The following is a 14,716-nucleotide window of genomic DNA, read 5'->3' on the forward strand; positions in this document are numbered from 1 at the left end:
GGCTACGTTGTTCGCGGCGAAGGCGTCGGCGGGGCGCCCCATGTGCCGGAACAGGGTGCCGCCGGCGGCCGCACCCACCGCCGGAGCGAACCGTACGGACAGTGCGAGCGCCAGGGACGCGGCCAGCAGCGATTCGCCCAGCCAGCTCGCCACCACCGTGCGCCATCCGGGCCCGTCCAGCAGTGCCGAACAGGCCAGGGCCAGCGCCACATCGGCGGCGAGCACCACCGTCAGCCGGGCCAGGAACACCGCCGCGGGCGGCACCGGCAGGGTGAACAGCAGCTCGCGCCTGGGATCCCGGCGGGGCGAGGCCACCAGCAGCGCGCCGAACAGCATCAGCAGGACGACGGCGCCGCCGAACACCCGCAGCGCGAGGCGTTCCTGGGTGAAGGTCGTGGCGAGCAGCGCGGCGCCGACGATGCCGAGGGCGCTCAGCGGCGCCCAGATCCTCGGCAGCAGCGCGGCCTGGCGCAGTGCCAGCAGTCCGGCCAGCCGCCAGGGTTCGGCGAAGCCGCGGGCGGGCCGCGCCGGCGCCGCCGCCTGCGGGGCAGGCTCCTCCTGGTCGGCGGCCGCGAGGGCCAGCCCCATGAGGGCGTCGAACGACGGGACGGCAACGGCCTGCTCCATGGCATCGGCCCGCGCCGCCTCGCCGATGCCCTGCCACACTGCCATCCGCGTACGGCAGTCGAGGCAGCTGTCGAGATGCTGCTGATACTGCGCGGTGACAGCGCCGGGGTGGGTAAGACGCGCGAGGGCGTCGTCCGCGAGGTGAGGTGTCATCGTCGTCCCGTTCCTTCCAGCCGCGTGGCGGCGAGCATCTTGCCCAGCCGCCGTCGCGCATGGGACATCCGGCTCTTGACGGTGCCCACCGGGATGGCGAGCGCGGTGGCCACTTCCGGGTAGGCCAGGTCCTCGACCAGCACCAGCACAAGGACCTCGCGCAGATGTTCGGGAAGCGCCCGCACGGCTGTCAACAGCGCCGTGCGGTCGGCGTCCCGCATGATCTGGTCCTCGACGCTCGGTGCCGGGTCCGGCACATCGTGCGCCTCGGCGAGGTCCGCCAGTTGCGGCCGCGATTTCCGTAGCTGGTTGTGGGCCTGGCGTCTTGCCACGCCCAGCAGCCAGCCCCGTACGGAGGACTCGCCGCGGAAGGCGCCCGCCGAGCGCCATACGGCAAGCCAGGTCTCCTGCAGGAGCTCTTCCGCCACCCCCTGGTCGGAGGTGAGTCTGCGGATGAGGCGGAGCATGGCGGCCGCATGCCGCTCGTAGAGGGCACGCAGGGCGGCCTGGTCGCCGCGGGCGACCGCGGTCAGCAGAGCTTCGTCCGAACACACACCATGTACGTATCCAAGAACCGGGGTCCGGTTCACGGATTCACCGGATTCACCGGGTTGATCTGGTGTCCGAAGCGCATCTGCGGCGTGTGGGCCGGGCCCCTACCTGCCGCAACTGCCGCGCATCTGCTCTTCTGCCGCGGAACTGCCAAGACTGCCAAGACCGCTCAGAACGGTTGAACCGGCTCGAATACGCGTGATTGCGTGAACCCCGGATCGCGATCCATGAACGTTCAGATGCATGTCCATGCGATTTCAACGGAGGACACGATGGGAATCAACGGACCCGCCCAGACGCAGGACGACGGCCTGTTCGACCTCGACCTGGAGATCGGCGTGGAGAAGTCCGTCGCCGGCCCGGCCGTCACGAGCATCTCCTACTGCACCCCCGGGTGCACCAGCGACGGCGGCGGCTCCGGCTGCAGCCACTGCTGCTGACATCACCAAGCCGGTGAGGCCGGGCGCCCGCCCGGCCTCACCGGCCGTTCCCGCCGCATACGGAGCAGGGCAGGGCAGCGCAGGGCAGGGCAGGGCAGCGACAGAAGGGGGAGCCATGGGGGAAGCCGAGACACCGAGGACGCCGTTCGCCGCGCGGGACCTCTTCCTGCTGCGCGCCCCGTTGGCGCCGGACGCACCCGGCCTGCCCCTCCCCGAGCGGGGCGGCCCCCAGGACCTCGACGCCTGTGCCGCGCTTCTCGCCTCGGTGGCCGACGACCCCGCACTGAGCGAGGCACTCGACCTCGCCTCCCCCAGCCTCGGCGCCCTGGTCCGCCGGGTCACCGAGCGCGGTACCGCCGGTATCAAGGCCGGCCGGCTGCGCCGCGCCGCCCTCGCCGTGCTGCGGTACGACATCCGGATGCGGACCCGGCCCACCCCGTTCGGCCTGTTCGCGGGCGTGGCGGCAGGCAGCTTCGACGCCGGCGCCAAGGTGGAGCGAGGCCGCGCGCACCGCACCCGTACGCATGCCGATATGCAGTGGCTGACCAGGGTCGGCCACCGCCTGGAGCGCGATCCGGCGGTGCTGGGCGTGCTCACCGTGCAGGCACACCAGGCTCTGGTACCCGCCGGGGACCGGCTGGTGCTCGTCTCGCCCTCCACCCAGGGTGTCGCGCCCGGCGAGAGCGGTGAGGGGCGCTCGTCGGTGTCCGTCCGCAGGACACCGCTCGTGGAGCGGGCGGTGGCGGAGGCCGTCGAGCCGCTGCCGTACGAGGAGTTGGTCCGCCGTACCGCCGCGGCGTTCCCGGCGGCCCCCGTGGAACGGATCCGGGCCCTGCTCACGGAGCTCGTACGGCAGGAGATCCTGATCACCGGCCTGCGGCCGCCTCTGGACGGCGGTGACCCGCTGCGGCATGTTCTGGGCCTGCTCGCCCCGGTGGCCGCGCCCGGCGAGGAAACCCGTCGGATCCGCGATGCGCTGCTGGCCCTCGACCGCGAGCGGCGGGCGTACGACGAGCGGCCCATCGGCGAGGGACGGGACGCGCTGCGCCGCCTCCTGGAGACGGCCCGGTCGCTCGAGCCCGACGACACGCCTCTGCACATCGACACCCGCCTGGACACCGAGCTGCGTCTGCCGTTTGCGGTGCGGGAGGTGATCGAGGCGGCGACGGGGGTGATGTGGCGGCTGTCGCGTCCCAAGCTGGGGCTGTTCGCGCTGCGCGACTACCATCGCCGGTTCCTTGACGTCTACGGTGCCGACCGGCTGGTGCCCATCCTCCAACTCCTCGATGAGTCCACGGGGTTGGGCGCTCCGGCAGGCTACGGCTGGCCCAACAGCGAGGCCGCGCCGGTGCCGCCCGACGATCCGCGGACGGCCCGCCGCGACCGTGCGATGGCCCGGCTGGCGGCCGCCGCCCAGCGGGACGGACAACGGGAGGTCGTCCTCCAGGACGGGGACCTGGAGGAGCTGTGCCATGACACCGCCGACCCGGCGGATCTGCCCAGCTGCTGTGAGGTGACGGTGCAGGTCGTCGCCCCCTCGACGGACGCGCTGGCCGGCGGGGACTTCCGGGTGTTCCTCTCCCCGTCGCCGGGCTCGCACCGGGCGGGCGCCACCTTTGCCCGTTTCGCCGACCACCATCCCGGTTGGCGGGAGGCGTTCGCCGCTCTGCACCGCGACAATCCGGTGCACATCGAGGGTGCCCTCCCGGTCGATCTCGCCTTCCGGAGCCGCTCCGGGCGGGCCGCCAACCTCGCCCACACCACTCCGGCCACCGGCCGCCGGATCAGCGTCGGCGTGCCCGACGCCCCCGGCGTCGAGGAGCTGCGGCTGTCCGATATCGGCATCGGGGCAACCCTGGACCGGCTGACGGCCGTCCATCTGCCCACCGGTCGCGAACTGGCCCCCGTGCTGGGCAACATGGTCAGCGCCCCGGCCCAGGCCCCCAACGCCGTCCGCCTGTTGTGGGAGATCGGGCTGGAGGGTCAGCGGCTGTGGGAGCCGTGGAACTGGGGGCCGCTCGCGGATGCGCCGTTCGTGCCGCGGGTGCGGTATGGGCGGTTCGTGCTGGCCTGCGCCGTGTGGCGGCTGGACGGGATCCGTACGGCGGCCGAGCGGCTTCGTACGGCGGGCGGCGCGCGCGAGGAGGGCTGGGCGTGGGCGGTCGCCGACTGGCGGGCGGCCTGGGACGTACCGCGGGAGATCCTGGCCGTGACCGCCGACCAGCGGCTGCTGCTCGACCTCGACACCGTCTGGCACCGCGAGCTGCTCCTCGACCAGGTGCTGCGCCATCCCGACCTGATCGCCCAGGAGGTGCCGGGCGGATACGAGGACCGGCCGGCCGGCCCGCTTGCCGGGCGGGTCTGCGAGCTGGTCGTCCCGCTGGTCCGCCGGGAGACGGGCCTGCCGCGCCGGCGCCCGTACGCCGGCCGTCTCCTGCCCGGGCGTACGGTGCACGGCCTCGGCGGCAACTGGCTCTCTCTCAAGCTGCACGGCGCCGCGCGGGCCCAGGACGATCTGCTGCGCGACCGCCTGCCCCAGCTGATCAACCGCGCAGGTGAGTTGGGTGCCGACGACTGGTTCTTCATCCGGTACACGGACGACGCCGGTCATCATCTGCGGCTGCGGCTGCACGGCGCGGATCCACGCGAGCTGTGGGGCGCGGTGGCTCCCGAGGTCGGCGCGCTGCTGACGGACTGGCAGCGTGCGGGCGTCCTCCGCAGCCATGGCCTCGCGCAGTACGACCCGGAGACCGAGCGCTACGGCGGCGCGGCCGCCCAGCGGCCGGCGGAGCGGGTCTTCCGGTACGACAGCGAGGCCGCCCTCGACCTGCTGCGGGTGGCCAAGGACCCGGGCAACGACCTGGGCATCGACGACCTGGCCGTGATCTCCTGCGCCGCCCTCGCGCACGCCTTCGGGCCACCCGCGCCGGGCAACCCCCTGGCCGTCGACGACTGCGACGGGGACGGCGCCGCGGCCTGGCTGTCGATGACCGGCTCGCGCCGCGATCTACCCGCCGTGTTCCGTACGCAGGCCGCCCGGTGGCGCCGCCTCATCGACCCGTACGACGGCTGGCCCGCGCTCGCCGAGGACCCGGCCGGCGCCCGCGTCCTGGCGGCGCTGCGCCCCCGCGACGAGGCGGTGCGCCACCTCGCGGCTCGAGTACGGGAGCCGGGTGCCACCCCCGAAGGGCGGGTCGTCGGCAGTCTGCTGCACATGGCCTGCAACCGGCTGTTCGGCGGCTCCAGCGCCCGGGAGATGGCCGTGCTGGGCATCGCCCGTGGCGCCGTTCAGGACCATCTCAACCGCCGGAGGCACCAGCCGTGACCACAGCCACCCTGACGGAGGGGACCATCGCGCTGGTCGCCGAGCGGCTCGCCGACCCCGGGCACACTGCCGCCGTGGCGTCCCGCGACGACAACCGTGACCCGGTCTACGACGCGGTGATGTGGGGCCCGCTGACCCTCGCCAACGGCCTGCCGGGCACCGCTCTCCTGTATGGCGAGCTTGCGCGTACCGACGACACCTGGCGGCCGGTGGCCCACCGCCATCTGGCGGCCGCCGGGCGGGCCATGGCCTCGGCGCCCGGCCGGGGCCTGTTCTCGGGGCCGGCCGCGCTGCTGGCCGCCGCGCAGACCTGCGCCGGACGCGAGGGGCACTACGGCTCGCTGCGGCGCGGGCTGGCCACCTGGGTCGCCGAGGACCAGACGGAAAGGCTGGGGGCGTTCCGCGCCCGCGCCCGGGAGGGCGGCACCGGTGTCGACTGGGCGGCGTACGACCTGATCAACGGGCTGTCCGGGACGGCGCGGCTGCTGCTGGACTCGGCCGCGGACCCGGCGGAGCGCGGCCCGGCCGTGGAGTCGGCCCTCACCGCGTCGCTGCACCACCTCGTCGCGCTCACCGAGCCGATCCGGGTCGACGGCCATGAGGTGCCGGGGTGGTGGGTGCCTGCCGAATTGCAGATCAGCGACCGCGACCGGGCGGACTATCCGCGCGGCGACTTCAACCTCGGGATGGCGCACGGGATCAGCGGGCCGCTGGCGGTGCTCTGCTCGGCGTACGAGGCGGGCCGCGAGGTGCCCGGTGCGCGCGAGGCCATCGAGCGGATCGCCAAGTGGCTGCTGGGCTGGACGCTGCGGGACGAGGCGGGCGCGTACTGGCCTGCCCGCGCGGGCTGGGACGAGGAGCTGGCGGCGCGGCGGCCGGCTGCGCTGTTCACGCGTACGGCGTGGTGTTACGGCACGCCGGGGGTGGCCGCCGCCCTGTTCCGGGCGGGCGGTGCCCTCGGTCGGCCGCGCTGGCGGGAGGCCGCCGTCGATGCGCTGCGCGCGGCGCTCCGCCGGGACGAGGCGCGGTGGGCCATCGAGGGTCCCACCGTCTGCCACGGCTATGCGGGCCTGCTGCGTGTCGTGGCGCGGGTGGCGGCGGCCTCCGGCGATCCCGAACTCCACGCCGGATGCGAGGTGTTGAGGGCCAGGGTGCTGGAGTGTGCGGACGAGGAGGCGCCCTTCGCCTTCCGCCATCTCATGCGGTTCCCGGCCGCCGCCCGCTCCCCCGTCCCGCACCGGGCGCTGAACGTCGCGGGCATGCTGGAGGGCGCCGCGGGTGTCGCCCTCGCGCTGCTGCCCGTCGACGGCGGTCCGCTGCCGTGGGACCGCTGTCTGGGGCTGGTATGACCCCGGAGCCCGAGGAAGGGAGTGTCCCCGTGCCGCCGACCCCCCACGCTTTCGACGTCACCGGTCTGGTCGTGCGCTACGGCAGGCTGACGGCCGTCCAGGAGGTGTCGCTCGCCTCGGCCCCGGGCCGGATCACTGCGCTGCTCGGCCCCAACGGCGCGGGAAAGTCCAGCTTGTTGAGGGTGCTGTCGACGGCGGCCCGGCCGGACGGCGGCAGCGTACGGATCTTCGGGCACGATGTCCGCGCGGCGCCGATGGCCGCGCGGCGGAGCCTGGGGCTGGTCTTCCAGGAGCGCACCCTCGACAAGGAACTGTCCGTGGAGCGCAATCTGTGGTTCCACGCCCGGCTGTTCGGTATGCGGCGCGCGGATGCGCGCGCCCGTATCGCTCTGATGCTGGACCTGTTCGGCCTCGCCGACCGCCGCCGGGACCCCGTCGAGGAGCTGTCCGGCGGGCTGTCCCGGCGGGTGGAGATCGCCCGCGCCCTCCTCCACCGCCCCGGCCTGATCATCCTCGACGAGCCCACCAACGGCCTGGATCCAACCGCGCGCGGCGCCGTTTGGGCGGATCTGCTGCGGCTGCGGGAGGAGTTGGGGGTGACGGTCCTGTACTCGACGCATTACATGGACGAGGCGGAGTACGCCGACGACATCGTCATTCTGCAGAAGGGGCGGGTGGTCCGGCGGGGCAGCGTCGAGGAACTCAAGAGCAGTCTGGACTCCTCGCGGATCGTGGTGTCCTGCGCGGATCATGACGCCGCCGCCCGCCAGTTGCGCTCCGCGGGCTTCGAGCCGCTGCTGGGGGCCGACGGGGTGTCCGTGCACTGCGCCGAGCCCGAGGCCCGGATCGCGGAAGTGGTGCGCGCCCTGGATGTGCCGGGCCTGACGGTGTCCGTCCGCCATCCGTCCATGAACGATGTCTACCTGGCTGCCGCCGCCGGTCAGGACAGGCCGCGCGAGCAGCGGGAGACCGTGCCGGAGAGGGTGACGACGCCATGACCGCAGTGACCGCCCCCGCCCCCGCTGTCGCCGAAGGACGGCTGTCCGTGGCCTTGCGCGCCATCGCGGTGATCGCCCACCGTGATCTGCTGCGCCAGGTCAAGCGGCCGGGTGTGCTCTTCAGCCAGGGCGTACAGATCGTCTTCTTCGTCCTGGTCTACGCCGTCGGTTTCGACGGCATGATCCCCTCCGTCGGCGCGGTCCCGTTCAGCGCCTATGTCTTTCCCGGCATCATCGCCATCCAGGTGGTCTCCATCGGGGTGGCCTCCGGCCAGACGTACGCCTGGGACCGGGAGTACGGAGTGCTGCGCGAACTTCTCGTCGCGCCGGTGCCACGGATCTGTCTGCCGCTGGGGAAGGTGGCGGCGGGCGCCGGGATGGTCACCGTACAGAGCATGATCATGCTGGCCTTTGCGCCGGTGATGGGGGTGGAGCTGACGGCGGGCCGTTTTGCGGCCGCGGTCGGCTGCTACGCGCTGGCCGCGACGGTCTTCAGTGTCATCGGACTGTGCCTGGCCACCGTCATCAAGCGCGTGCAGACCCTCCAGGCCACGGTCCAACTGGCCATGTTCCCCATGCTGTTCCTGTCCGGCTCCGTCTTCAGCTCCCAGGACGCGCCGGGCTGGCTGGCCCTGATCATGCACCTCAACCCCATGACGTACGCGGTCGATCTGGCCCGGCAGACGCTGCTGGGCGGCGGCGGGCTGCTGGTGTGGTGGGCGGATCTGGCGGCGCTGGGCGGGATCCTGGCGGCGGTGCTGGTGCTGCTGCGGGTGCGGAGCGGGCGATGAGCGGTCCGGACGGCCTCGCGCCCTCCTGGGCCCCGCTGCCCGCGCATGCCCGGCCGGGTGGTGCGCCGCTGGACGAGGACGAGGCGGCGGACGCCGTACTGGCCGGAGCGCTGGGCTGGCTCGACGCCCACCTGGAGTGGTTCACGCCCCACCGCTGGGAAGAATACCTTCCCCGCCGCCCTTTCCGACCCGGCCCGCTCCTCGAACTCCTCGGCCTGGTAAGGCTGTTGGACCGATCCGGCCGTCTCCCCAAGGGTGCGTCGCTCCCCACCCGAGCCCTGGATCTCGCCGAACGGGCCGCGGCCGACCCGGACTTCACTTACGGTCTGCGCCGCGTCGACGACCTCTTCCCCTACCACCTCAATCTCATCGCGCTGCTGGAGCTCCTCGGCCGCCCGCAGCCCGCGCTGCGGTCGCTGGGCGAGGGTCTGCTGGCGGCGGGCGCCGGCGGCCACGTCCGGCCGCACAAGCCGCTGCTCGGCCGGCTCGAGCTGCGCTACTTCCTGGACCGCGGCGGCTTCCCCGCCCCCGCCCCGCTGCCCGGCGTCGACACGCTCTACCGCGAGAGTCTGCCCGCCCTGCGGCCCGACGTCGTCCACCTCACCGGGAGCGAGACCTACGCCCTTACCCATGTCCTCTTCTACGTCACGGACTTCGGCGGGCGCCCTCTGGGCAACCGGGAGGAGACGGCCCACCTGCGCGAGACCGTACGGATCCTGCTGGCCGTCCATCTGGCCCGCGGCAGCCTGGACCTCGTGGCAGAACTCCTGCTGTGCGCCACGGCATTGGCCCCGTTCGCGGGCGGCCCCCTGGTGCGCGACGGCTGGACCGCCCTGGCCCGCGCCCGGCGGGTGGACGGCGCGGTGCCCAGCCCCGTACACCGGCCCGATGTCCTGGCCCAACTCACCGGCGACAAGGCCGCGGCCTACCTCTTCGGCACCTGCTATCACACCACCCTGGCCACGGCGCTGGCCGCGGCGGTACGCGCGGAGCAGGGCGAGGGCAGCCGCCCCGCCGCCGGCCCCCCGCTGCCGTGCGCGGCACCGGACGACGTCCGGCGATGGGCCCGGCACGTCACCGCAACGCGCGACGAGGCCTGCGCGCCCCACCTCGCCCCGCTCCTGGTCCTCTGCGTCCAGGCGCGCGACCTGCCCGCCCTGGCGGAGGTGCTCCGGGCCGCCGAGGCTCTCGGGCGCGGCGACGACCCGGTGGTCCGCTCGGCGGCCGCGTATGTGTCCGCGCAGATGCACTGACCGCCGGTACGACTTTGCACTCCCCCGAGTGACCGGCGCCCCGATCGCCGCCGTAGGGGACCGGTGCCCGGATATCAACGGCACATGATCGAGGACGTGCGCCACCAGCCGGTGTCAGGCCGTATCGCGGCAGACCTCCGGGGAATTCCCGAAACGGCCCTGTGGACCCTCTGTCACCGGGCGGCCGAGGCCGCCCGCCCGGACACGGTGCTGCCCGATCCCCGCGCGGTACAGCTCGTCGCCGAGGTGGACTTGCCCTTCAAGGAACGGCTCGGCGTGGCCCGGCCGTGGGTGGCACAGGCGATCGCGCTGCGTGCCCTGGCCTTCGACGGCGTGGTACGGGACTTCCTCGCCCGGCACCCCGACGGCACCGTGATCGCGCTCGGGGAGGGACTGGAGACACAGTTCTGGCGGGTGGACAACGGCACGGTCGGCTGGGTCACCGTGGACCTGACCGATCCGCTGGAGCTGCGCCGGCGCCTGCTGCCGCACGGCGCCCGGCAGCGGCTGGTCGCCTGCGACGCCCGTGAGCGCCGCTGGATGGCGGGCATCGATGCCTCGCGCGGGGTGCTGGTGACCGCCCAGGGTCTGCTGATGTATCTGCAGCCCGCCCAGGCGCATGGGCTGATCGACGCCTGCGCGGCGGCATTTCCGGGCGGCACGATGGTGTTCGACACGGTGTCCCGGCGCTTCAGCGCCCGCTCCCGCGACGGGGTACGGGGACCGGGCGGCCACCGCCTGCCGCCGATGCCCTGGGGCATGAACGCGGCCGAGCGGAAGCACCTGCGCACCGCCCACCCGGCCATCGCCGAGGTGACCGACGTCCCCCTCCCCGCCGGCCGCGGCCTCCTCGGCTTCCTCGCACCGCGCGCCGCGGCCGTACCGCTGCTGCGTGGGGACCGGCCGCTGATCACGCGGCTGCGGTTCGGGGCGGGTGCCTGCGGCTAGGCGGCGTCCGGATCCTCCGTCAGGAACTCCGCAACCAGCTCTGCCGGGTTGGCGGCTCTGGTCAGGGTGAACATCTCGTCGGGCTGGAACATGTCGTAGAGCACCACGGGCAGCGGCCGGCCCAGGGCGGCGGCGATCCGGCCGTCCGCGTGGAGCTGTCGCGCCAGATCGACGCAGAGCTCGTGGAACTGCTCGTCGAGGCGTTCGCCCCGCTCGTCCTGCGCCTCTTCGGGGAGCCCGTCCTCGTCCTCGTACCAGAGGCCGTGCGCCATCGCCTCGCGCCGGTGCAACTCTGCGCCTGCCACGTCGTGTTCGCGGTCGTGGCCGGCGATGCGGACCCCCTCCAGCCCCGACGGCGGGAAATAGGCGTAGTTCCAGCGCGCCTCCCATGGCTCGGGCGGGCCCGGCTCCGCCAGCAGCCGGGCCACCTCGCTGTCGGTGTTGTAGCCGATCGCCAGGTAGGGGAAGCGGGGGTCCTGGTCGACGCTGTCGATCCGGAATGTGACGGCGTAGATCTCGGACGTCAGCTCTTCGGGAAACTCCGCCAGGGCGCGCGCGGTCGCCTCCCTCATGTGCTGCCGGAACGTCATCAGGAGCTCTCCTCGGTGGCCTGCGGTGACACGGCGATCGGCTGGGCGGAACTCTAACGAGTCCCTCCCTGGTGCGACCGGGCCAGGGCATGAGGTGCCGCCCGCCCAGCGAGCCCCCAGATCGGGGCCGTTCACGTCCCACTCCCTGGCGCCGAGCGCGCCGGTGACCGGCATCAGATCGATGGCGAGGGCGCCCACCGCCTCCTCGCGGGCGGGCCCGAAGAGTCTGCGTGCGCCTCTGCTCCAGTGGGAGATCCGGCCGCCCTCGCCCGCCACGACAACCGCAAGCGGAATCCGGCCGGGTGCAGGGTCCCGGGGCGCGGGACCGGCCGTGTCTGCCGTGTCTGCCGGGCCTGTCGTGTCTTCGCTGTGATCGCCGTGCTCGCCGTGCTCGCCGTGCGACGGAACACGCTCCGTGGGCGGTTGCTCCTTCGTACACCGATCTTGCACCACCACAACCGCCGTACGGCCCGCGCGCGATGCGGTGGGCGGCATTCCGCCAAGAGGTGGTGCGCCCGCGCACGCAGAGGCGGCGAGCTCAGTCCTCGTGGCCCAACTGGAGGTCGCGTTCGGTGCGTCCGCCGCCTGCCACCTGCAGGACGGTGGCCACCGGCGGGTATCCGGCGGCGATCACGGTGTACTCACCGGCCGAGAGATCGACGAAGCGGAACAGCCCGTCGGGTCCCGTTGTCGCCGTGTCGACGACGTTGCCGGCCGCGTCCAGCAGGGTCACCCGCGCGTCCTCCACCGGGCGTCCGCCACCGGCCCGTACGGTCCCGCGGAGCACCGCGCCGCCCGCAAGTTCGACGTCCTGGCGGGTCTCGCGGGAGGCGTGGACGGTGACGGGCAGCGCGGCGGGCCGGAAGGCGGGGGCGCTGGAGGCGAGGGTGTATTCGCCGGCCACCAGCTCTCCGATGACATAGCCGCCTTCGCGGCCGCTGCGGGTGGTGGCGACGACCTCGCCGCGCACATCGGTGAGGGTGACCATGGCGTCGCGTACGGGTGTGCCGTCGCCGGTGGTCACGGTGCCCGCGAGGCGGCCCGCGCCGCCGAGTACCACATCCAGTTCCACCGGGCGCTCGCCCACCGTGACGGTGACGGCCTGTGGCTGGTGTCCGCCCGCGGCCGCGATCAGGACGTAGGAGCCGGTGCCGGGGGTGCTCAGCGCGTACCGTCCGTCCTCGCCGGTGGCGCCGCGGCCGATCTGCCGTCCGGCGACGTCGATGAGGGTGAGCGCGGCGCGCGGAACGATGGTGCCGTCGTGGTGCTGGACCGTGCCGCACACCGGGACGCCGGCCGAGGTGGCGGGGTAACCGGCCGTGGGGGCGTAGCCGTTCAGGGCGGAGCGCGCCCTGGGAACGCTCGTCGAGGGGTCCTCGCCGCTGCCGTACGGCGTGTGCGGGGTCTGGGGGGCCTGCGATGCATGAGAGGTGTGGGACACCAGTGGTTTCTCTTTCAGGAAGATGGCGAGCAGGAAACCCACGACGAGCACCGGCACGAGGTAGCGGAAGATCCCCGGCATGGCGTTCGCGTACGCGGCGATATAGCCGTCCCGCAGTCCGGCGGGCAGGGTGCGCACCAGCTGCGGGGTGAGGGAGTCCGGGTCGGACAGGTGCGCCGACCTGGGGACTTCATGGGCGAGTTGGGCGGCGAGGCGGTTGGCGAAGAGGGTGCCGAAGAGGCCGGCGCCGATGCAGCCGCCGAGCTGCCGGACGGAGGCGGCGGTTGCGGTACCGAGGTCCCGGTGGCGTACGGAGGCCTGTACGGCGTGCACCAGCACCGGCATGACGAGGCCGAGGCCGAGGCCGAGAATGCCCGTCCAGAGGCTGTAGTCGCCGCGCGGGGTGTCCTTCGTCATCCCGGACAGCAGCCACATGCCCGCCGCGGCCACCGCGCACCCCAGGATCGGGAAGATCTTGTAGTGGCCGGTACGGCGGACGATCCGGCCGGAGACGAAGGTGGCGAGGGCGATGCCGCCCATCAGGGGCAGCATCAGCAGTCCGGATGCGGTGGCGGTGGCGCCGTTCACCATCTGCAGGAAGGTGGGCAGATAGCCGGCGGCGCCGAAGAGCGCGATACCGACGACCGCGCCGACGAGACCCGTGATGCTGAAGACGGCGTTGCGGAACAGCCGGAACGGGACGATCGGTTCGGTGGCGAAGTACTCGACGGCGAGGAAGAGCAGGGCGGTGCCAAGGGCGCCGGCGCCGAGCCCGAGGACGGTGCGCGAGTCCCAGGCGTACTCGGTACCGCCCCAGCCGGCCAGCAGCACCACGCAGGTGGCGAAGGCGGCGAGCAGCAGGGCGCCGGCGATGTCCAGTCTGGGGCGGGCCGGACGCCTGGGGAGCTTGAGGGCGAAGGCGAGGACGAGGAACGCGAGCACGCCGCAGGGGACGTTGGCGTAGAAGCACCAGCGCCAGGAGGCGTGATCGGCGAGGAGGCCGCCGATCGGCGGTCCGGCCATGGCGCCGAGCGCGCAGACCGCACCGGCCAGGCCCAGGCGGCGGCCGCGGGTGCGGGGCGGTACGACATCGGCCATGACCGCCGATACGCCGATCAGGAGGCCGCCGCCGCCGAGGCCCTGGAGGGCGCGGAAGGCGATCAGTTCGTCCAGGGAGTGCGACCGGCCGGACAGCGCCGAGCCGGCGGCGAAGACCAGGATCGCGAGGAGGAGGACGGACTTGCGGCCGAAGAGGTCGCCGAGCCGGCCGTGCAGCGGCATGCCGATGGCCGAGGCGAGCAGGTAGGCCGTGACCACCCAGGACATCTTCGGCAGGCCGTGCAGCTCGCCGACGATCTCGGGGAGCGCGGTGGCGATGACGGTCTGGCCGAGGGCCGCGAGCAGCAGCGTCAGGAGCAGGCCGGCGAAGACCAGCCGCCTGCGGCCGGGGCCGGGCGGGGCGCCCGCGACGTCCTCCGGACCGGCGGCAGGCGGCGCCGTTGCCCCGTCCCGTTCGCCCCGCTTCGTCAGGGTGGTCCCGCCCACGTACTGCCTCCCTCGTCACACCTGCACCACCGCCCATTTCTCGCATTGGGCGACAACCGCGAACAAGTACGACGAAACGGGGCGTGCGGGGCGGGAGGGGGCGTCAACTACGTTGCGCGGGGCACCCATTGGGCCCCCATCAGGGGTTTCCGCACGACGACGGCCTGGAAGGCCGGACACCGCGGCACTGCGGAAACCACCCGAACCGGTGACGGGGCTACTTCTCCATCTCCTGGGCGAGGTTGGCGAGAATCGCGTCGTAGATCCGGCCGAGGCCCTTGGGGGCGAAGGTCCGCTCGAAGAAGCCGCCGACACCGCCGGCACCCTGCCAGGTGGTGGTGACGACGACCTGGGCACGCTCCTCGCCGGCCGGGGTGACGACCCAGGTGGTCACCATGGAGGAGTTGCGGTCCTTCTCGACGAGCTGCCCGTCGGTGGGCTCGTCGACCTCCAGCAGACAGTCGCGCACGCGCTTGCTGGTGGCCTGCAGCTTCCAGTGGACGAGGGTGCCCTTGCCGTCGCCGCCCTCGCGGACCTCGTACTCGCTGAAGTGCTCGGTCAGCAGCTTCTGGCGCGTGCCGCTGTAGTCGGCGAGCGCGTCGAACACGTCCTCCGGGTCCGCCGCGATCTCGCGCTGCGTGGTGGCCTCGACCTGACCCATGTGTGTCTTCCTCCAGTAGTCGGCTGCCGGTCCTGCGATGCGC

12 protein-coding genes are annotated in these 14,716 nt (G+C 73.3%); 7 read left to right on the forward strand and 5 right to left on the reverse strand.

Annotated features, from left to right (window positions below):
* Positions 1–780, reverse strand: a 780-nt coding sequence (locus tag AB0D04_RS34710; RefSeq protein ID WP_362711371.1) for a hypothetical protein, incomplete at its 3' end; no start/stop codon positions are given.
* Positions 777–1,334, reverse strand: coding sequence for a sigma-70 family RNA polymerase sigma factor (locus AB0D04_RS34715; RefSeq protein ID WP_362711372.1), 558 nt, complete (start codon positions 1,332–1,334; stop codon positions 777–779). The genes AB0D04_RS34715 and AB0D04_RS34710, both read right to left, overlap by 4 nt.
* A gap of 270 nt (positions 1,335–1,604) precedes the next feature.
* Here AB0D04_RS34715 and AB0D04_RS34720 point away from each other — a divergent pair, with 270 nt between their 5' ends.
* The 7 genes from AB0D04_RS34720 to AB0D04_RS34750 all read left to right on the forward strand — a co-directional run bounded on the left by AB0D04_RS34720 (position 1,605) and on the right by AB0D04_RS34750 (position 10,436).
* Positions 1,605–1,772, forward strand: a complete 168-nt coding sequence (locus AB0D04_RS34720; protein WP_078971490.1) for a gallidermin/nisin family lantibiotic — start codon at positions 1,605–1,607, stop codon at positions 1,770–1,772.
* Between the two features lie 115 nt (positions 1,773–1,887).
* Entirely contained in the window at positions 1,888–5,097 is a 3,210-nt protein-coding gene (locus tag AB0D04_RS34725) for a lantibiotic dehydratase (protein ID WP_362711373.1), read from the forward strand.
* Entirely contained in the window at positions 5,094–6,446 is a 1,353-nt protein-coding gene (locus tag AB0D04_RS34730) for a lanthionine synthetase C family protein (protein WP_362711374.1), read from the forward strand. The genes AB0D04_RS34725 and AB0D04_RS34730 overlap by 4 nt, the downstream gene beginning before the upstream one ends.
* 29 nt (positions 6,447–6,475) lie before the next feature.
* A complete protein-coding gene (locus AB0D04_RS34735; protein WP_362711375.1) occupies positions 6,476–7,444 on the forward strand; it encodes an ABC transporter ATP-binding protein in 969 nt (322 codons plus the stop codon).
* On the forward strand, positions 7,441–8,235 hold the full coding sequence (locus AB0D04_RS34740) for an ABC transporter permease (protein WP_362711376.1): 795 nt from the start codon (positions 7,441–7,443) through the stop codon (positions 8,233–8,235). Before AB0D04_RS34735 ends, AB0D04_RS34740 begins: the two co-directional genes overlap by 4 nt.
* Positions 8,232–9,488, forward strand: a complete 1,257-nt coding sequence (locus AB0D04_RS34745) for a hypothetical protein (protein ID WP_362711377.1) — start codon at positions 8,232–8,234, stop codon at positions 9,486–9,488. The genes AB0D04_RS34740 and AB0D04_RS34745 overlap by 4 nt, the downstream gene beginning before the upstream one ends.
* An 84-nt stretch (positions 9,489–9,572) precedes the next feature.
* The gene (locus AB0D04_RS34750) at positions 9,573–10,436 is read left to right on the forward strand and encodes a class I SAM-dependent methyltransferase (protein WP_362711378.1); all 864 of its coding nucleotides are present in this window, start codon (positions 9,573–9,575) and stop codon (positions 10,434–10,436) included.
* On the opposite strand, the gene AB0D04_RS34755 is transcribed toward AB0D04_RS34750, so the two are convergent.
* From AB0D04_RS34755 to AB0D04_RS34765, 3 genes are all read right to left on the reverse strand, one after another.
* The gene (locus AB0D04_RS34755; protein WP_362711393.1) at positions 10,433–11,026 is read right to left on the reverse strand and encodes a hypothetical protein; all 594 of its coding nucleotides are present in this window, start codon (positions 11,024–11,026) and stop codon (positions 10,433–10,435) included. The genes AB0D04_RS34750 and AB0D04_RS34755 overlap by 4 nt on opposite strands.
* A gap of 538 nt (positions 11,027–11,564) precedes the next feature.
* Positions 11,565–14,012, reverse strand: coding sequence for an MFS transporter (locus AB0D04_RS34760; RefSeq protein WP_362711379.1), 2,448 nt, complete (start codon positions 14,010–14,012; stop codon positions 11,565–11,567).
* A gap of 217 nt (positions 14,013–14,229) precedes the next feature.
* Positions 14,230–14,673, reverse strand: a complete 444-nt coding sequence (locus AB0D04_RS34765) for an SRPBCC family protein (protein ID WP_362711380.1) — start codon at positions 14,671–14,673, stop codon at positions 14,230–14,232.
* Positions 14,674–14,716: the final 43 nt, after the last annotated feature.

It is taken from the genome of Streptomyces sp. NPDC048483 (assembly GCF_040651455.1).
Classification (GTDB): domain Bacteria; phylum Actinomycetota; class Actinomycetes; order Streptomycetales; family Streptomycetaceae; genus Streptomyces.